The sequence below is a fragment of the Sulfurimonas sp. HSL3-2 genome, from assembly GCF_039645965.1.
GTDB lineage: Bacteria > Campylobacterota > Campylobacteria > Campylobacterales > Sulfurimonadaceae > Hydrocurvibacter > Hydrocurvibacter mobilis.
The window spans coordinates 1736619-1755914 of sequence record NZ_CP147917.1; the positions used below are offsets into that span (position 1 = coordinate 1736619).

The window sequence follows — 19296 nt, forward strand, 5'->3', positions numbered from 1 at the left end:
ATCTAGTTTGACTTACAGTTCCGTAGGTTTGCCGAAGTAGTACCCTTGAGCATAGTCGACTTCAAGGTCTACGATCTTATCAAAAACATTTTTAGAACAGACAAATTCTGCAATAGTCTGGATCTTCATCTTTTTAGCAAACTCGACTATTGTCTGTGTGATCATCTGAGAGTTTGTGTCCACATCTATATTTTTTATCATTGAACCGTCTATTTTAATATAATCGACTTTTAACTTCATCAAATACTCAAAATTCGAGTATCCTGTACCGAAATCATCTATAGAGATCTTTACACCATACTGCTTGACATCATTGATAAAGTCTATAACCTGAGTGAAATTTTCAATACCTTCTGATTCGATGATCTCAAATACAACTCTGTTACGGACAGGACTGTTTTTCAGTTTATCTATTATAAATGCATGTATCTCTTTATTTAATATATCTTCGACTGAAAGATTGATCGAAACAAAATACGGCAGATTCTCAAACTTCTTAAATGTTTTTTCTATCATGATCTTTGTCAGCTTATGATAGAGCTTATTTTTTTTAGAAAGCTCTAGAAAATGTATAGGAGCTATATATCCACCGTCATTATCTATTATTCTGATCAAGGATTCATATTTGACTATCTGCTGTGTTTTTGCATCGACGATAGGCTGAAACAGAGGAACTATCCTGTCTTCATCCATCGCCTTTTTAAGTTTCTTCGTCCAATCCAGGTTTTTCTCATACTCTTTGACCATCGCCATAGAATCTTCATAGACCAAGTAGTTCTTTCTGCTTTTTTTAGCAATTGACAAAGCAATATCCGCATTGGTTAAAAGCGCATCCGATCCATACGATATACCTATCGTAGCAGTCAGGCTCACCTCTCCTTTTGAATCGATCGTGAAACTTTTTTTAGATATATGATCACTTAAAAAAGCAGCAAAGTTTTTGAAATCCGTTAGATCAATAGCATCTTGACACATATATGCGAACTCATCCGAGTGCAATCTGTAAATTTGCCCTTTCTCCGGTATCATCTTTCTTAAAAAGAGAGCGAACTCTTTAAGAATTATGTCACCGACCTGATCACCGTAGAGATCGTTTATCTCTTGAAAAGAATCTATATTGATGATCATTAAGAATGAGGTCTTACCCTGTTCCAGCTTTTCTGTCAGTTTTTTTCTATTTTCCAAACCTGTCAATGTGTCATGATAGAACTGATGTTCGATTGAGTTCAGCATCATATTAAACGTATTTTTTATAGAGTCTATCTCTTCGATATTATCAGTCACTTCTACACGTTTTGTTATGTCATTCGACTTCGTTATATTGCTGATGACATTCGAAAAGTTTTTTATCGGTTTAATAAGATGCAGGTTTAACTCAAAAAAGATAGCCACAAAAATTACAATAGAGAATACGATGATAAATATTATAAAAAAGTTGATCATCTCATTGAGTGATATTTTCAGATTTTCAATAGGATACGAGACATCTATAACACCCAGTACCGTACCTACTTCTGCATTTACATGGCATTTCAGACACTCATTTTTAGCTATTACCGGGTAATCATATTTTATAAAGTCATCATTGGAAATATCCAACAACTCTTGACCTGTCATCGCTTTCTTGATAGACGGCAATGTTTCTCTTACTTTTTTATCTTTCTCAATTTCACCAAAAAGTTCTGCGACTTTACTGCTTCTATAGATATCGATCTTCATATTTTTATCGACTCTGTTCAGCCTGGATATGATCTCGTAGATATCACTTTTGTTCCAACCTCTTTGCATTGCGGAATAAAGCGTTTCAAAGACAAGCATACTTGTCTTTTTCGCATCTACATATGCTAGACTTGAAATAGCTTCTTTTTTCATAAACTGCCCATACATAAATGCGCTAATAAGTGTAAAAAACATTGTGACAAAAATAATTTTTGCAGTGATTTTGGCGTAAGTAGTCTTCTTTGTCATCTCTGGGAAAACCTTCTATAAGTAAACTTTATAATAAAAAAAATATTTTGTTTTATATAACATTATAATACTATGAAATGAAATAAAAATCTAGTGCAATAATCGTATTGATCTCTACCTAATATAACTTATTACAAAAGTTGTACTTTTTATACACAAATAAAAAAATCTCTACTACGCTGCTTCGATTTTAATTTCCTGTTTTTGGTACTTTAATTGCTTATATAATACAATACGCTTATTACATGTAAAGGTTTGAGATCGCTATGGCGCAAGAAGAAGAGATAATAATCATCCAAGATGAAGATGCTGCTGCCGGTACAAGCTTCGACCAGGGTGAGATCCTATCTGAAGCCGATAGTGAAGAGGAAACAGCAAAAAAAAGAAATAAGATCATTCTGATCGCAAGCGCAGCGACGATCACTCTTCTTATCATCATCATTATAATTCTTCTAATCGTCAAAAGCACTTCACACAAAGAGGAAGCTAAAGCTGTCGACTACATTGAAAACAAACTCAAAGAAAAACCGAAAAAGATCATCGAACAAAGCCAGCTGGAAAAGATCATTGCTAAAGCGAACTATCTTTACGTAAACGGCAATAAACAAGAGGCTCTAAACCTTTATGAACAGATAGCACTCTACAGCGAAGCGATATCCCAGTACAACTTAGGTGTCGCTCAGTTAAAAGACAAGCAGTACCAAAAAGCACTTGCAACGTTTAAAAAAGCGATACAAAACAATGAAAAAGTCTGCGTCAGTGCCATCAATGCAGCAGTATGTGCACACCACCTAAATCAAAAAGAGAGCTTCAGATACTACATAAACCTTGCACTTGCATATCTTCCTAAAGAGATAGATTCTCCTATGTACTCATACTACTATGCCCTTATTCAATACTATAAAGGCAACTATATCGAGTCTTTAAGCGGTCTTGAACATCCTACATCAAAAGAGTATGTAGGTCAAAAGCAGATATTAAAAGCAAAGGTGAATACTCTTCTTGGTAACTATTATGAAGCTATCGATGCTCTTGAAAATCCTTTCGTAAAAGAAAATTCTCTACCGCTAGGTCTTTTATACTCCAATATAGGAGATCTTACTCTTGCAAAAAAACACCTTGCGGGTTCTATCCCTCAAAATATCTATCCTATACGTGAACAGCTCTCTTTAGCGCTTATAAACATAAAAGCAGGAAAGTTGCAAGAAGCATCGAAACAATTAAATAATATAACTGATATGTACCCTGAAGAGGTCTATAAACCATATCCTATCAAAGTCAAGGTAAAGAGATCTGTTTTCAATACCGATGTCGCTCAGACCAGCTTTAGAAAAAATATGGATAACGAGAACTGGATAAAATATGAGAAGATCTTTTACTTTGCTCCGTATAAAGTATTTAATGCGGCAAATACTATCAGTTATATCAGAAAAGGAAATGCAAATATATATATCGACGACATCTCATCTGCAAAAGATTATCTTGAAAAAAGCAGATCTTCCTCTACAGTCAATTATGGGATAGCTCAAGCGATAAAAAAAGCATTGTCTTTTAGACTCAGAGATGCGAATAAACAGCTGCAGGCATTAGTAAAGATACAGCCAAAACACTCGATTTTGCACTATAATCTTGCACTTACATATGCACAGATGGGTGATATACAAAAGGCATATGAGCATTTTAAAAGATCATACCATTTAGACTCCAACAACTATCTTTCGGGAATATTTACTATTATGTGTGCGCAGATAATGCATCAAAACTATGATAAGTTCAACTCGATACTAAAAGACAATCTTGCAAATGAAGAGAATTCAGAAGAAATAGAGCTTTACAAGACACTATTGAATATCGCTCACAATAATCTTATGGGAAGTGCGAAATGGCTTAACCACAATTATCAGGACAGACCGCTTTATCTTATAATGGATGTTATAATCGCAAACAGAATAGGTAAAAACGATATTGCAGAAAAGTCTGCCCAAAAACTGAGCTATCTTCTGCCGCATGACATTCTTCCTCAGATCATCTATATAGATGCAAAGCTGAAAAACAGCGATAGTAAAGAGTATGCAAAAGAGACTCTGTTCTTTATGAAAAAACAGAACTTTAATTATGAAGATCTCTATTTCGGACCATATATCACAAGATATCTCTATGTGCAGCAGGCACTTGTCACAGGAACGCTTTATCCTCTTAAGACGCAACTGCAAGAAAAGATCAATACGACAAAAGAATCACCGGAGGATATGCTCTATACGCTTGCATTGACAGATCTGTTTAGTAAAGATTATGAAGAAGCGTACACGATCTTCAATCAGCTGATAGACGACTATAAGATAAAAGATTCACAAACACTCTTCTTAGGCGCAGTCGCTTCCATCGCAGCAGGGCATCATGCAAATGCGATAGCACTTCTTGAACTTGCAAAGTTGAAAAATCCTGAAAACTCAGAGAGCAGATTTGCTCTTGGATTATTGTACCTTGAACAGAAAAACAATAAGGGTGCAGTCATCCAACTGGGTCATATCGCTGAAGTCGGATTTCAATCAAACTATTTTACATTCGATATAGACACTGATGCATTATTTTATGAAAAAGAGCACCATAACTAAGCAGATCAATCTTTTATATTGATAGATCTTTTATTCATATTTATCCCAGCTCTGACGAGTCCGTAGAGTATATAGACTATAAATATCAGAGCAAATCCCTCTATCGGGTATATAAATATTCCCAGGGCAAGACATAACAGCAATACAAATAATCTAAGAGCATACCGCTTAGAAAAATTAAACTTTTTAAAACTCGGATATCTTATGTTGCTTACCATCAAAAGTGATACGAGAGCAGAAAGCCCCAGAAGTATGTATGAAAAGTTGTGTAATACCTCATATTTTTCAAAAAGAAGGATAAGGATCGAAACAAAGACAGCAGCAGTAGGTATGGGAACACCGATAAATACGGAAGGCTCGACTTGAGACGTCATAACATTAAAACGGGCTAGACGGATCGCCCCGAAAATGACGAACAGTGCAGCGATGACTATGCCGACTCTTCCGTAATCATGTCCCGCATACATATACAAAAGGAGAGCCGGAGCAACACCGAAAGCGACCAGATCGGCAAGTGAATCGAACTCTACGCCGAATCTGCTGCATGTGTTCGTAAGACGTGCTACTCTGCCGTCAAGACCGTCAAATATAAGGGCAAGCATTATGAGCCATGAAGCTGTAACAAAATCACCGTTGATCGAGTTGATTATACTTATGACACCGGCGAAGATACTAGAAGCGGTAAATATATTTGGAAGAATATAGATGACGCCGGATTTTTTTTTGGACATCTTACGATACGTATCCTAAAAGAGTCTCACCGGCTCTTAATTGGTCACCTACATGTAAAGAGAGTCTACATGTAATAGGAAGTCTGATAATAGTTTTTCCTCTTGTCATGACACCGTATCTTTTCCCTTGGTTTATCTCTTGATCAGAATGCAGATTTACAGTTATATCATCTACGCTGTTATCTAAGATATGTTCTACATGTACAATATGTTTTTTATTATCTTCAAACTCGACTTCAAGCTTTTCATTAAGAAGCATAGACTTTCTGATATCCGTAGATAGTCTGGCACCTTTTCTGATATGAAATGATTTTACTTTTGCTAAAAATGGAGCTCTTAATATCGAAGTATCGAATAAAGAAGATTTTACTACGACTTCATATCCGTTGTCCAGACTGTTGATCGCAGTGACTTTTCCATCAACCGGACTCACTAAAGAACCGTTTTGAAAATATGGGACTTCACGTTCAGGATTTCTATATATGAAGACAAAGAATGCAAGGGCAAGAAGGCTGAGGAGTTTAAAAAATCCCCATCCTAAAAGAGTAAAAAGAATGAAAAAGGCAGCAGCGACTGCTATGTGCTTGTGCCCGGCTTTTGAAACTACAAAAGTATCATTCATCATCATCTTTTTTCTCTTCCTCTATTTTAGAACGCTTCTTAGTCATCGTAGCGTCCTCTTTAAGTTCATCTTCGATCTCATCACTTACAGGAGCGACTTTACTTTCGATGTTGTTCTCTTTTTCAAACTCTACAATGATCGAACGGACATCTTCACCCGTAATATTTTCTTTATCATACAGTAAAGAGACCATATTTTCAATAGCCCCTGCATACTCTTTAAGACTAGTTTTTACAAGTTCATAGTGCTCGTTTAGACTTGTTTTAATAAACTCATCCATACTCTCAGCCATCTTTTCGCTGAACTCTCTAGCAGCAGGTGCTCCGCCGCCTAAGAATGATTGACGCTGTTTTTCTAAGACCATAAGTCCTGCAACATCACTCATACCGTATACCTGAACCATAGATTTTATGATATCAGTCGCACGTTCAAGGTCATTACCTGCACCTGTAGATATCTCGCCTAAGAACACCTCTTCAGCTGCACGTCCTCCAAGAAGAACATCGACTTCAGCCCATAGTTCATGCTTCTGTGCCATGAACTTGTTCTCTTCAGGAGTATTGAGCGTATAACCAAGAGCCGCAAGCCCGCGAGGAACGATAGATACTTTAGAGACTTTCTTCGCGCCTTTTGTGATCTCAGCCATAAGTGCATGACCACTTTCGTGATAAGCAACGATCTTCTTCTCTTTTGGATTGATACGGCGAGATTTTTTTGCAAGACCTGCAATAGCACGTTCGACCGCTTCAAAAAGATCTTTCTGGCTCACACTTTTCTTATTGTTACGTCCCGCTAATAGTGCACCCTCGTTGATGACGTTTGCAAGGTCTGCACCTGCTAAACCTGCTGTGATACGTGCGATCTCTTCAAGATCGACGTCATCTGCAAGTTTAACGCCTCTGACATGGACTTTTAAGATCTCTATACGGCCTTGAAAATCCGGTTTGTCTACAAGTACCTGTCTGTCAAAACGACCCGGACGCATCAATGCACTGTCAAGTACCTCAGGACGGTTTGTCGCTGCCAGGATGATGATCGGAGTATCTGTACCGAATCCGTCCATCTCTGCAAGAAGTTGGTTCAATGTCTGTTCACGCTCATCGTTTCCACCCATCATACCGCTTGCTGCACGGCTTTTACCGATCGCATCGATCTCATCGATGAAGATGATAGAAGGAGCATCTTTTTTCGCCTGTTCAAAAAGGTCACGCACACGTGCGGCACCGACACCCACGAACATCTCTATGAAGCTTGAACCGCTTACCGAGAAAAACGGGACTTCAGCTTCTCCTGCAACAGCTTTTGCAAGAAGCGTCTTACCCGTACCCGGACTACCGACTAAAAGAACACCTTTAGGGATCTTTGCACCGAGCTCTACATATCTTTGAGGGTATTTTAAAAAGTCTACTATCTCTAAGACTTCCTCTTTTGCTTCTTGAGCACCTGCGACATCGTCAAACTTTGTCTTCGGTTTTTCAGAGTTTACAAGTTTTTTAGAGTTCCCCATTCCAAGGATACCGCTGCCCATGCTTTTTTGCATACGGCCTGCAAAGAACATCCATATACCGATGATGATCAAAAATGGAAGCAGCCATCCGAACATCTCTGTAAACCAGTTTGATTCGCTAAAACCCGAGTAGTCTATGTTCTCTTTATCAAGAAGCGGTACTAAAGTGTTATCATTACCGACGATACGCGTCGTATATGAGACTTTTCTTCCGTCTTCCATGCCGATAGCACGGATGTATGTCTGTCCGATCTCAACTTTTTGAACTTTTTTCTCAGATACTAATGTCTTTAGTTCGGAGTAGCTGACCTGTTTATTTTTAACAGTTCCGCCGATCGATGAGTTCATTGAACCTGTAGCTCCCTGGTCACCGATAAGTGCTTTAAAGATCAAGATTATAACTACTGAAAATATTGCAAAAGTTATAAGTGGATTGTTATTGAAGAAGTTGTTATTTTTATTGTCGTTTTTATTGTCGGGAGACCCCATAATACTTTATCCTCTTTTTAAAATTAATGTTACCCATTCATCTTGGGGTATACGTTCTATTAACTCGCAGTCTTGATAAAATTTCAACACTTTGTTTTCATATTTGTCTAAGATCCCAGACAGAACCATAATTCCGCCGGATTTCGTGATCTTCTTAAGGTCGTTTGCTATATATGTAAGTACGTCAGCTACGATATTTGCTATCGTAACATCATATACTTTGTCACTTATAGAAGCTGAACCTTCCCATATTTTTCTATATTCTACACTATTTTCCGTGGCATTAATCTTAGAGTTTTCAACTGATATCGGATCAGTGTCACAAGCATCAGCTACGGCTCCCAGTTTCATAGAAGCGATGCTGAGTATTCCGCTTCCGCACCCCACGTCTATGATTTCATTGCCCTCTTTTACATACTTTGCAACTGCTTGAAGACATGTTGCCGTAGTAGGGTGATGTCCTGTTCCAAAAGCCAATGCAGGGTCTATGGCTATATTTACTTTCCCCTCTTTTGGCTCATCCCATGTCGGGTAGATATAAAAAGGTTCGATTAAAACCGGAGTAATGCCCTCTTGGTACTCTTTGACCCAGTCACTGCTTTTCTCTTTAGTTAAGGTGAACTCTATCTCTATAGGTTGGTTCAATGCTTTTTGTAAAGCCTCGTTAAACTGTTCTAGTCCCCATTTTATAGTTTCTAATTCATCTTCGCTTCGGACAATAAAACCGTCATCTAATTCTTCAAAACCTATAGGTAGAGTATCACTTAAAAAGTCACTAAAAAGATCGTGGTGAGATGAGACTCTCACCACAAGTTGATTGTAGAATTCCTGCATTAACCCTCAATGCCCATAACTGCAGCGAGTTTCTCTTTTAATACTTGAGGAGTAAAAGGTTTGACAATATAGTTGTTCACACCTGCTTTTAAAGCTGTAATAACTTCCGCTTTACCGCCTTCTGTTGTAACCATGATGATCGGAAGATCTTTAAAGCGCGCGTCTGCACGAACTTTTTTTACAAGTTCCAAACCATTCATCTCAGGCATGTTCCAGTCGGTAATAAGCATACCTAGATCTGGATTTTCATTTAATACGTTCCACCCTTGTAATCCGTCTTCACCTTCTAAAACATCTTTGTAACCCAAACGAGCCAAAGTATTTTTAATGATACGACGCATTGTAGAACTATCATCAACGACTAATAATTTCAAATATAATCCTTTTTATAAATTATATGTTTTTTTTTATAGAATTTAGGCTAATAATAGCCTAATTTAGTTTGAAATAACTTTAAACATATGTTCTAAGTCCAAAGTACCCTCGTAATATGCCTTTCCGATAATGACGCCGTCAACCTCGTTTGTTGCCATTAACGCTTCAATATCACTTGCATCTTTTACTCCACCGCTTGCAATCGTACTCACGCCGCTTGCTCTTGCGATATCAAGAGTAAAATCGACATTTACGCCACTTAATGTACCGTCTTTGCCGACATCCGTACAAATAATCGCTTCAACACCCGCATTTGCGAACTCACGAGCCAGATCAGTAGCTTTCATAGTGCTCACCTCTCCCCAGCCCTCGACCGCTACATAACCGTCGATCGCATCTATTCCGACAGCGATCGGATACTTTGCTGCCATCTCTTTAACAAAAGCCGGATCTTTTACTGCTATAGAGCCGAGGATAACTCTGTCTATACCGATCTCAAGCATTTTTTGTATCGTTTTTTCATCACGGATACCGCCGCCAAGTTCGAGTTTAACGTTACAGTTCTCTCTGATCTTGATGATCTGTTCAAGGTTTTTCGGCTCACCTGCAAAGGCACCGTTTAGATCAACCAGATGCACCCAGGTCGCACCCATACTTTCAAACTTTTTTACAAGTTCCCATGGTTCGTTTGAGTATATCTTTGCACTATCCATCAGGCCTTTTGTAAGGCGAACCGCTTTTCCGTCTTTTAAATCAATTGCAGGGTATAAAGTCATATATCGTCCATCTCTTAATTTTATTATATAAAATGAAGAAAAACTTCATCTTGATTTGTCCGATAAAGGAACAAAGTCCCTTTATCTTCGCTTGCGCCGCTGTGGCGACTAAAGTTTAATTTCCAACTCTAAATATTAATAAAGTTTTCTAATATTTTAAGTCCGTTTGTGTGACTCTTTTCAGGGTGTGGCTGGATACCGAAAATATTGTCGTGTGCTATCGCACTCGTGAACTTATAACCGTACTCCGTCTCGCCTATGATATCGGCTTCATTCTGGCATACTACGTGAAACGAGTGTACAAAATAAAGATAGTGAGACTCATCCATCCCGTTAAAAAGAGGATGCTCTTTTGTAAACATCCTGTTCCATCCCATATGCGGTACTTTTAATGGATGAGAGAACTTCGATGTGTCAAACTCCACTACTTTACCTTTTATCAGACCGAGTCCTTCGTTATTACCGAACTCTTCACTGCTATCAAAAAGAAGCTGCATCCCAAGACAGATACCGAACATATACTTTCCGCTTGCCGCAAACTCTTTTATGGCTGCATCCATTCCACGCTCTTTTAAGTGATCCATTGCATCACCGTAAGCGCCTACACCGGGTAGTATAAGTTTATCGTAGTCTTTAAACTTATCAGGATCAGACACTATGACGGTATCTTTTCCAAGTTTGGCAAATGCGTTTTTCACACTTGCCAAGTTACCCATATTGTAGTCAATAATTGCTATCATTTTTGATGTTTCTCTTTCGTAAATTTTATATAGACTGCCAAACTGATAAGCAGTGTCGCAACACCGCCGACTATATACATGGCATATAAAAGCTTGTCAGGATCGGTTATCGCGAACTTAAACACCAGCATCAAAGCCTCGATCGAAAGAGCGATGATAATAGAACCCAAAAACTTCACCATCGTCTTATGCGGTCCGGAGATATTATGTTCTTGGGTTTGGCCGGTTATCTCCTCTTCGATGATCGTCTTGGTAAGATCGAACATCGCTAAGGACAAGGTCAGAAGGATCGTCGCTTCAAAGACATTTTTGATCTCAAAGTTTTGAGGAGATATCTCATACACGAAAAAGCTCTGTACGCCTTTGGCAAAAAGCAGTATCGCAACGGCGATCAACGCAACGGCAAATATTGCGTATGAGTACTTGAAAAAGTTTTTAAAGAAGGTGTCCATCGTGTTTAGATGGGAGATCTTCAGTACCTCATCAAGCGGCATATCCAGACACGCTACATATTTTATATCACCCTTTTCATCAAAGATCGGCTTTGAAGCAGTGACCGTCAGTTCAGGACTGAGCAGAGACGGATAAGGATCGGTGATAGTACATCTTTTTTCTCTCACCGCACGGTAATAGTAAGCTCTGTCGGCACGTATCTTGCCTACATCATCTTCTAAAATACTATCTTTCGTATACGTAGGTGAAACTTGTACACCTTTGTAATCCAGAAGATACACTGCATCACAGTTTTGCAGATCGGCTTTTATCTTTAAAAGCCTCGGCATTATCATTTCAGGCGAAAGTGACGGTAGTCTATCTGGGATGTTTTTAGAAAACAGATAACAAAAGTAAGCTCTTGCCTTGGTACGACCAAGCGAAAAATCTTGAATATCCGATGCGACCATGTTAGATACCTTTTTTAAAATAGTTTCGCGATTATAACATCATATTTTTAAATTAACCGCCCTATACTATAGCGTTCATCACATGACAGCGGTTATATTCACACTGAAATGTGGTGTGAGTTATGTCAAAATCTTCTTTTAAAACTTGCTCCAAAGAGTCCAAGATAACACTGCATTCCCCAATGGAGATATTTTCATTAAAATTCAGATGAGCCTCTAAAAAGATGTGATGGTCATCTAACTGCCAAAGATGGATATGGTGCACGTTCTCTACCCCCTTTTGCGTCTCTTTTATCTTTTTTATGACATCTTGCACCTCTATGCCTGCAGGTGTAAACTGCATCAAAACAGAAAGCGAGATCTTCATAAGGCTCCATGACGCCCCTATCAGATACAGCGCGATAATCATCGAAACAAGAGGATCGACCCAATATATCTCATAAAAGTACATCAACAATCCGCCCACTACGACGGCAACAGATGTCACCATGTCTGAAAGCAGGTGAAGATACGCCGCTTTGATGTTCATATTGTGATGCGCATCATCTTTTACAAGCAGTACGCCTAGAGCATTTAAAAAGATACTGAGCACACCAAGCCATACGACTATCAGAGAGTCCACACTTTCCGGATGCATCAGTTTTTGGTACGACTCATATATCAAAAAGAAAGCGACTGCCATCAAAACGGAAGTGTTAAAAAATGCCGCTATGATCTCGGCTCGTTTGTACCCGAAAGTCTTGCTTTCGGTATGTTCTTTGTGTGAAAGACGGTTTGCGACATAAGCGATGACGAGTGTCAATACATCGCTGAAGTTATGAAGAGCATCACTTAAAAGTGCAAGTGAACCTGAAAACAGACCGCCTATGATCTGTGAGACTGTAATAGTAAGATTTAATATAATCGCGACTAAAAGGTTTTTTCCGCTTACGTGGTGATGGTGATGGTGATGATGATGTTCTGACATTTTTATTCCGCTACTTTTGATATAATACCGCCCATGAAACTTAATCACATAGCCTTAGTCAGGCTTTCAGCTCTTGGGGATATTGTTAATGCTACAATTGTACTACAATTTATCCGTCAAAAATACCCAAATATAAAAATCGACTGGATCTGCGAAGAGGTTTTTGCACCGCTTTTAACTGAACATCCGTTCATCCATCAAGTCCATACTATAAACCTCAAAAAACTCAAAAAAGAGAAAAACTTTTCAGGAGTTGTGCAGACCGTAAAAAGACTGAGAGCGCTTCCAAAGTATGACCTTATCATCGATATGCAGGGACTTTTAAAGTCAGCTGTTGTCTCTAGGATCATCGGAAAGAACATACACGGCTATGATAAAGATTCTGCAAGAGAATCACTTGCATCTCTCTTTTATGCATCTACTTCAAACATCCCTTATGAGCTCAGTGTCATCAAAAGAAATGTCGCCCTTATAAACGATGCTCTTGACTTACAAATAAGCGATGAGATGATAGACACGAAAGAGCCTACTCTACCTGCATATGAACGACCGTTTTTTACACAAGAGAGATATGCGGTCTTTGTCATCGGTGCATCATGGGCCAGCAAGATCTACCCAAAAGAGAAAGTCGCAGAGGTGTGTAACTCCCTTACATGTAAGACCTATATCGTCTGGGGAAGCGAGCAGGAAAAAGCTGACGCAGAGTTTGTTGCACAGCATTCCGAGAATGCACAGCTCACGCCAAAACTTGATTTAAAAGAGTTATGTGCGCTTATCTCACACGCATCTTTAGTCATCGGAAACGACACGGGACCTACACATATGGCATGGGCGTACAATGTGCCTTCCATCACACTTTTCGGTCCGACAAACGAGAGGATGATATATCCTACGACTACCAATGTAGCGATCCATTCGGATTCAAAAGTCGATATATCGCATATTGACAAAAACGACTTTTCAATAAAAGATATAGACCCGATAGCGGTCGCAAACAAAGCCAAGGAGCTTTTAAAATGGTAGGTTTTTATCTATTTTTAGCGCTAGAAAAATTTTTGATGCTGCTTCCAAAAAAAGTCAGACGCTCTTTTTTTACAGGACTTGCATCTTTGGCTTACCTGCTGAGTAAAAGATACACGAAAGTAGTAAGACAGAACCTGGAGTTCGTGTACGGCAACAACCTTGACGAAAAGTTCGTCGAAGAGGTGACAAAGTACTCATACAAATCTCTTCTTTTAAACTTTTTATACACGCTTGAAGGGCGTTACTATTCCATAGACGACATCGCCAAAAAAGTGAAGTTCGAAAACCTTGAGATCATCCAAAAAGTACAGGAAGAAAAACGCCCTATCATCTTTGTAACCTCACATTATGGAGCTTGGGAGTTAGGAGCTGAGATGCTTAGTGCCTGCGTCGAACCGATCATGGTCGTGTACAAAGGGATGAATAACAAATATTTTGAAAACTATCTTCTCTCTTCACGTGCAAAATGGAAGATGAGTTATGCAGAAAAACACGGTGCGGCAAAAGAGCTTGTAAAAAGACTCCGCGCAAAAAAAGCGATAGCGATCTTAGTCGACACAAACGTAAGCAAACAAGACGGTCTGAAAGTAGACTTTTTAAACCACCCAACTCTGCAGATAAAATCTACGGCTTACCTAGCTAGAAAGTTTGATGCGGCACTCATACCGATACTTATACATGCGGATGAAAAAGATGAGAACTACACCATAAAAGTGTATGATGAACTTATCCCTCCAAAAACAGAAGATGTGGAAAATGACATCCTTATCTCGACACAGATGCAGGCATCCTGGTTAAGTAAAGAGATACTAAAAAACCCGAAACCGTGGTTCTGGCTGCACCGCCGCTGGAAGAACGACTACCCGGCTATCTATAAAAAATAGCCTTACATGTAAGATCACTCGGCGAAAGATTTCGCTTCGACGAGTTTTAAAAGTGCCAAGAAAAACGATGTGATCGCAGGGCCAAGTATCATCCCCCAAAACCCAAAAGTCGCAAGTCCCGCTATGATGGCAAAGAAGATCACCAGTTCATTGAGTTTCACGCTTGACTTTATAAATCTGATATTTATTTCTTTGATGATCACCGGTTTTATGAACGTATCGGCGATAATAGAGATCATGATTATCGAATACATCGCGATGAAAAAAGCTGCGCCTACGTTGCCCAGACTGTACTCATAAACTGCAAACGGAAGCCACATCAAAGCCCCGCCGACAACAGGGATCAATGAGGCAAATCCGTACATGATACCAAAGAGCAGTCCATTATAACCCATAAATGAAACTGCGACACCAAAGAGCGCACCCTCGAACATCGCCGTCGCAAGAATGGAATAAAACACCGTACTCATAACAGAAGAGAGTTCATACGTCAGAAGCTTGTTGTCATCTTCAGGAAGCTTAACCACTTTTTTGATAAATCTGATGATCACATCCCCGTTGTACTGCGCAAAGAAGTAAAAGACGATGATCAAAAGCGAGTTTTTGAGATACCCTGCACTGTATGAACCGATGGTGCCTGCGTATGAAAGAGCTTTTGTCGCAAAGTCACCAAGCTGCAAGTCTTTTAAAAGGTCTGCCAGATACGGTTTTGCAAATGCCAGATAGTGCGGAGGATTTGCTATCAAATTTCTTAGTGAATGATCGATCTTAGACAGAGTCTCGGGGTCTAGATGATTGAGTCTGATCGTAAAGTTCGCCAAGAAGTAACCAAGCGGGACAAAGAAAAGGACTGCCAGCAGGAAAGTCGTAAGCAGACTTCCGACAAATCTGGACTTTGTCACACTCGTAAAATGACACTGTATATTTGCAGTCGATATCGCCAAAAGTGCAGCGATGAGCATCGTAAGCAGAAAAGGCTCATATAAACGGTACATCCAGTAAAGCGATGCACCAAAAAGTATGATAAGCAGATGTTGTGATTTCATTAAAGCAGGCTCTCTTTTGAATTTTTAAATCTTAGTACGTCTATGGTCTTATGTGTCGCCATTCTTCCTTTTGCCGTGCGCTCTAAGTAGCCGTTTGCTATCAGGTACGGTTCAAGGACGTCTTCAACTGTCCCCTCGTCTTCACTCAGCGCCGCCGCGATGGTGCTAAGACCGATAGGTCTGCCTTTTGAAGCCACCAACAGCTCAAGCAGACGGATATCCATCTCATCAAAACCGTGAGAGTTGATGCCAAGCTCGTTTAGCGCGTATTGTGTGCGTTTATGCTCGATATGCATCTCATTTGCCACTTCGGCAAAGTCTCTTACACGGCGAAGCAGACGAAGTGCTATACGCGGAGTCCCGCGGCTTCTTTTTGCTATCTCGTGAGCTGCGTCCGCTTTTATCTCTTTATCGAGTTTTTTGGATGCCTGCATTACGATGCGGGCAAGCTCCTCATCCGAGTAGAAGTTCATCCTGAAGTTCATTCCGAAACGGTCACGAAGAGGATTTGAAAGCATCCCCGCGCGCGTCGTCGCACCTATGAGCGTAAATCTCGGAAGGTCTATCTTTACCGTCTGAGCTGCAGGTCCGCTGCCTATGATGATGTCTATGCGGAAGTCTTCCATCGAAGAGTAGAGTATCTCCTCTACTGCGGGAGAGAGACGGTGGATCTCATCAATGAAGAGGATATCGCCCTCTTCCAGATTTGTGAGTATCGCCGCCAAGTCGCCGCTTTTTTCTATCATCGGTGCGGCCGTGACTTTGATGTTCGCGTTCATCTCGTTTGCGATGATAAGTGCAAGAGTAGTCTTTCCAAGCCCCGGAGGTCCGTAAAAAAGCGTATGGTCAAGCGCTTCGGCTCTTTTCTTACTCGCTTCTATGAACACCGAAAGATTTTTCTTGATCTGCTCCTGACCGATGTATTCATTCCATGCATCGGGTCTTAATGTGACCTCGGTGCTCTCATCGGAAGTGAATTTTTCGATCTCTACTATGCGTTCCATCTTACTCTCTTAATATATATATTTTTCACTAGGGAAATCTCTTTTTTTCACCTCTTCGGCGTATGTCGCGACAGCATCTTTTACCAGTGTCGCTCCGTCGAGGTATTTTTTAACGAACTTCGGCGTGAACTCTTCAAAAAGTCCGAGCATATCTGAAAACACAAGAACCTGCCCGTCTACTCCGTTACCCGCACCTATGCCGATAACAGGAATGGACACGCTTGCTGCCACGCGTGTAGCCACGTCAGCTTTTACACCCTCGATGACCATACAAAACGCACCTGCCGCTTCTATGGCTTTTGCATCTTCTATGAGTGAAAGCGCGCTTGCCTCATCCTTGCCTTTGACCTTGTAACCGCCTTCGCTTCTAACCGACTGAGGAAGAAGACCTATGTGACCGCAGACTGCGATGCCGTTAGATGTCAGATGTCTTACTATGTCGGCTTTATCCGCGCCGCCCTCTATCTTTACAGCGTCTGCAGGTGTCTGTTGAAACACCTTTACCGCATTGCTCAGTGCGTCCTCTTTTGACATGTATGTTCCAAAAGGCATATCGCAGATGACAAAACTTGACGGAGAACCGCTGCATACCGCGTTAGTGTGGTATAGCATTTGCTCTAGTGTAGCACTGAGTGTGTCACTTTTACCGGCGAAGCTCATGTTGAGACTATCGCCGACTAAAAGGATGTCCGCACTTTGTTCAAAAAGTTTTGCAAAAAGTGCATCATAAGCCGTGATCATCACTAAAGGTGTGTTACCTTTAGCATTTAATATTTTTGAAATTGTCATTTTTTTCATCATTTTAGTAAATCTTTTTAGATAAATTTCTCTAAAGAGATTTTAACCAAAAAATGATATAATCCAAAGCAATATAGGAGAACTATACTTATGGGCGTAAGACGAGAACTTGAAGCAAACTTTGATTTTGAGATAGTCGATGAGTTTTTAGAACATTTTTCCATGATGGTAGATGTTATGGAACCGCTCATCGTCAACCTTTCAAAAGAGAGTCATTACAAAGATGACATAAACGAGCTTTTTCGTATATTTCACAACCTAAAATCAGCTTCATCTTTTTTAAGACTAGAGCCTATCATAAGACTCTCAACCTTTGTCGAAAGTGCTTTAGAGACACTAAGAGAAGAGGACGGTCCTGCGAATGAAGAGGTCATAACATGGCTGCTCAGCATAAGTGATATGTTTGAAAAATGGTATGATGACCTCAAACTTGATAACGATCTTTCCAAGATCGAGTTCGCCCTATTGAAATTACCTGATATGGATAAAAATTGAAACAACTTGTAGCGTATATAACTTCTTGTTACCCTGAAAAATCTTTTAGTATCGACCTTGCTCTGGCACTTGGAGAAAACGGTGTCGACAGCATCGAACTGGGCATCCCGTTTTCCGATCCTGTGGCAGACGGTCCCGTGATCGAAAGAGCAAACCACATAGCCTTAGAAAGCGGATTTAAATTTCGTGATGTCTTAGAGATCTCAAAAGAGATCTCAGACAAAGTAGACACTCTGTGGATGGGATACTTCAACCCGTTTTATCAGTTCGGTATGGAAAAACTTCTTGAAACGGCAAAAGAGTTACAGGTAAGCGGACTTATCATCCCTGACGTACCTCACGAAGAGGCGGTCGCATATAAACATATGTTTGACGCCAACTCTGTAGCAAACATCTCTTTTGTCGCTCCGACAGACTCTAAAGAGCGCATCAAGCAGATAGTGACCGATGCAAAAAAATTCATCTATATGGTCGCATATACGGGTATCACGGGTTCAGGAAAAGCTGAAGACCTTACTCCTTTCATCAGCTCTATAAAAGAGTTTACCGACACTCCTGCATATGTAGGTTTCGGTGTGAATGCAAATACTGCCAGAGACAAAGTAAAGGGTGCAGACGGCGTCATCGTCGGTTCTGCGTTTATCGACATCCTTTTAAGAGACGATCTAACATACGCACAAAAGATAGAAGACTGTTCTAGTCTGGCTTTCATCATCAAAAACGAGATCAACTCGTAACTACGACTTCTTACATGTAAGCTTTAAACATCCTTACATGTAAGCACCATTTTCAATCCCCGTATTTGGCTTTAATCTTTATGACTTATACTTCCGAAAAATTATCAAGGACAATATATGTATAAAGTAATAGTAGAAAGACAATGCGGATGTTTCAAAAAAAGCGGTCACGATGCAGAGGTAAGTTTTGACAACAAAGACGATGCTCTTCTTCACGCGAACGAGCGTAAAAACCACATGAATGACAAGTGGTGCGGCAAGCATAACTTCTTTGTAGAAGAAGAGGGAGAACACCTTGTCATCAAAATGAATATGGCAGGCTAAATTTTTTCATTTAATAAGTACATCTAAACTTATTTATAAGTAAGTTTAGATAGTATTTCACTATGGGGCTGACCTGGTTTCGACGGGATTAGGTAGCTCATGATTGCATGTCGGACTGAGCACTTCCGTTACGCGGCTCAACTTGCTTAAACGCAAACAATACAAATTATCGCCCAGCTTTAGCAGTAGCTTAAGTTTTAACCCCTCCTAACGAGGCGGGCTGCTTCACCTGTTGACTCTAGATAGGCAGGATTCGAAGTATAACCCTTCATGTAGATATATTTTAGGTCTGTCTCAGCCTAAAACGAATCTTTGAGGCTCGTCTTGTGTAGCTTTGCAAGTTGTGTGAAGCAGGATTAAACCAAACAACTTCTCTAAGCATGTAGACGTCGTGGGTAGCTTGGTTTCGGACTGGAGTTCGATTCTCCACAGCTCCACCAATACAACCTCCTAAAACAT

19 protein-coding genes and 1 other RNA gene are annotated in these 19296 nt (G+C 40.0%); 7 read left to right on the forward strand and 13 right to left on the reverse strand.

Going from position 1 to position 19296, the window contains the following annotated elements:
• Nucleotides 1-12: 12 nt before the first annotated feature.
• Entirely contained in the window at nt 13-1872 is a 1860-nt protein-coding gene (locus WCX87_RS08745) for an EAL domain-containing protein (RefSeq protein WP_345979294.1), read from the reverse strand.
• Nucleotides 1873-2234: 362 nt separating this feature from the next.
• Between WCX87_RS08745 and WCX87_RS08750 the strand changes: the two genes are divergently transcribed.
• Nucleotides 2235-4583 carry a tetratricopeptide repeat protein gene (locus WCX87_RS08750; protein WP_345979296.1) on the forward strand — a complete coding sequence of 783 codons (2349 nt, stop codon included), beginning with the start codon at nt 2235-2237 and terminating at the stop codon, nt 4581-4583.
• Between the two features lie 5 nt (nt 4584-4588).
• Here the strand turns inward: WCX87_RS08750 and pssA are convergent, their stop codons facing one another.
• From pssA to WCX87_RS08795, 9 genes are all read right to left on the reverse strand, one after another.
• Complete coding sequence (gene pssA / locus WCX87_RS08755; protein ID WP_345979298.1) at nt 4589-5314, reverse strand: CDP-diacylglycerol--serine O-phosphatidyltransferase; 726 nt, start codon at nt 5312-5314, stop codon at nt 4589-4591.
• 1 nt (nt 5315) lies between these two features.
• Nucleotides 5316-5936, reverse strand: a complete 621-nt coding sequence (locus WCX87_RS08760) for a phosphatidylserine decarboxylase (protein ID WP_345979300.1) — start codon at nt 5934-5936, stop codon at nt 5316-5318.
• Nucleotides 5929-7932: an ATP-dependent zinc metalloprotease FtsH gene (ftsH, locus tag WCX87_RS08765; RefSeq protein ID WP_345979301.1), complete on the reverse strand. Its 2004-nt coding sequence runs from the start codon at nt 7930-7932 to the stop codon at nt 5929-5931. Before ftsH ends, WCX87_RS08760 begins: the two co-directional genes overlap by 8 nt.
• A 6-nt stretch (nt 7933-7938) precedes the next feature.
• A complete protein-coding gene (locus WCX87_RS08770; RefSeq protein ID WP_345979302.1) occupies nt 7939-8766 on the reverse strand; it encodes a 50S ribosomal protein L11 methyltransferase in 828 nt (275 codons plus the stop codon).
• Nucleotides 8766-9140: a chemotaxis response regulator CheY gene (locus tag WCX87_RS08775; RefSeq protein ID WP_345979304.1), complete on the reverse strand. Its 375-nt coding sequence runs from the start codon at nt 9138-9140 to the stop codon at nt 8766-8768. Before WCX87_RS08775 ends, WCX87_RS08770 begins: the two co-directional genes overlap by 1 nt.
• A gap of 63 nt (nt 9141-9203) precedes the next feature.
• Nucleotides 9204-9917, reverse strand: coding sequence for a 1-(5-phosphoribosyl)-5-[(5-phosphoribosylamino)methylideneamino]imidazole-4-carboxamide isomerase (hisA, locus tag WCX87_RS08780; RefSeq protein WP_345979306.1), 714 nt, complete (start codon nt 9915-9917; stop codon nt 9204-9206).
• 128 nt (nt 9918-10045) lie between these two features.
• The gene (gene hisH / locus WCX87_RS08785; protein WP_345979308.1) at nt 10046-10657 is read right to left on the reverse strand and encodes an imidazole glycerol phosphate synthase subunit HisH; all 612 of its coding nucleotides are present in this window, start codon (nt 10655-10657) and stop codon (nt 10046-10048) included.
• On the reverse strand, nt 10654-11559 hold the full coding sequence (locus WCX87_RS08790; RefSeq protein ID WP_345979310.1) for a PDC sensor domain-containing protein: 906 nt from the start codon (nt 11557-11559) through the stop codon (nt 10654-10656). Before WCX87_RS08790 ends, hisH begins: the two co-directional genes overlap by 4 nt.
• Before the next feature lie 61 nt (nt 11560-11620).
• Nucleotides 11621-12526, reverse strand: a complete 906-nt coding sequence (locus WCX87_RS08795; RefSeq protein WP_345979311.1) for a cation diffusion facilitator family transporter — start codon at nt 12524-12526, stop codon at nt 11621-11623.
• Nucleotides 12527-12559: 33 nt separating this feature from the next.
• On the opposite strand from WCX87_RS08795, the gene waaC reads away from it, so the two are divergent.
• Nucleotides 12560-13549, forward strand: a complete 990-nt coding sequence (gene waaC, locus WCX87_RS08800; RefSeq protein ID WP_345979313.1) for a lipopolysaccharide heptosyltransferase I — start codon at nt 12560-12562, stop codon at nt 13547-13549.
• Nucleotides 13543-14433, forward strand: a complete 891-nt coding sequence (locus WCX87_RS08805) for a lipid A biosynthesis lauroyl acyltransferase (protein ID WP_345979314.1) — start codon at nt 13543-13545, stop codon at nt 14431-14433. The genes waaC and WCX87_RS08805 overlap by 7 nt, the downstream gene beginning before the upstream one ends.
• Before the next feature lie 14 nt (nt 14434-14447).
• Here WCX87_RS08805 and WCX87_RS08810 read toward each other — a convergent pair whose 3' ends face one another.
• Genes WCX87_RS08810 through panB form a run of 3 tightly spaced genes read right to left on the reverse strand, consistent with a single transcriptional unit; the run spans nt 14448 to nt 17284 of the window.
• A complete protein-coding gene (locus WCX87_RS08810) occupies nt 14448-15479 on the reverse strand; it encodes an AI-2E family transporter (protein ID WP_345979316.1) in 1032 nt (343 codons plus the stop codon).
• Nucleotides 15479-16483: a Holliday junction branch migration DNA helicase RuvB gene (ruvB, locus tag WCX87_RS08815; protein WP_345979318.1), complete on the reverse strand. Its 1005-nt coding sequence runs from the start codon at nt 16481-16483 to the stop codon at nt 15479-15481. The genes WCX87_RS08810 and ruvB overlap by 1 nt, the downstream gene beginning before the upstream one ends.
• Before the next feature lie 9 nt (nt 16484-16492).
• Nucleotides 16493-17284, reverse strand: a complete 792-nt coding sequence (gene panB, locus WCX87_RS08820; RefSeq protein ID WP_345979319.1) for a 3-methyl-2-oxobutanoate hydroxymethyltransferase — start codon at nt 17282-17284, stop codon at nt 16493-16495.
• Between the two features lie 87 nt (nt 17285-17371).
• On the opposite strand from panB, the gene WCX87_RS08825 reads away from it, so the two are divergent.
• The 4 genes from WCX87_RS08825 to ssrA all read left to right on the forward strand — a co-directional run bounded on the left by WCX87_RS08825 (nt 17372) and on the right by ssrA (nt 19277).
• Nucleotides 17372-17776, forward strand: a complete 405-nt coding sequence (locus tag WCX87_RS08825; RefSeq protein ID WP_345979321.1) for an Hpt domain-containing protein — start codon at nt 17372-17374, stop codon at nt 17774-17776.
• Complete coding sequence (gene trpA / locus WCX87_RS08830; protein ID WP_345979323.1) at nt 17773-18513, forward strand: tryptophan synthase subunit alpha; 741 nt, start codon at nt 17773-17775, stop codon at nt 18511-18513. The genes WCX87_RS08825 and trpA overlap by 4 nt, the downstream gene beginning before the upstream one ends.
• A gap of 117 nt (nt 18514-18630) precedes the next feature.
• Nucleotides 18631-18837, forward strand: coding sequence for a hypothetical protein (locus WCX87_RS08835; RefSeq protein WP_345979325.1), 207 nt, complete (start codon nt 18631-18633; stop codon nt 18835-18837).
• A gap of 64 nt (nt 18838-18901) precedes the next feature.
• Nucleotides 18902-19277, forward strand: a transfer-messenger RNA (tmRNA) gene (gene ssrA / locus WCX87_RS08840).
• The last annotated feature ends 19 nt before the right edge of the window (nt 19278-19296 follow it).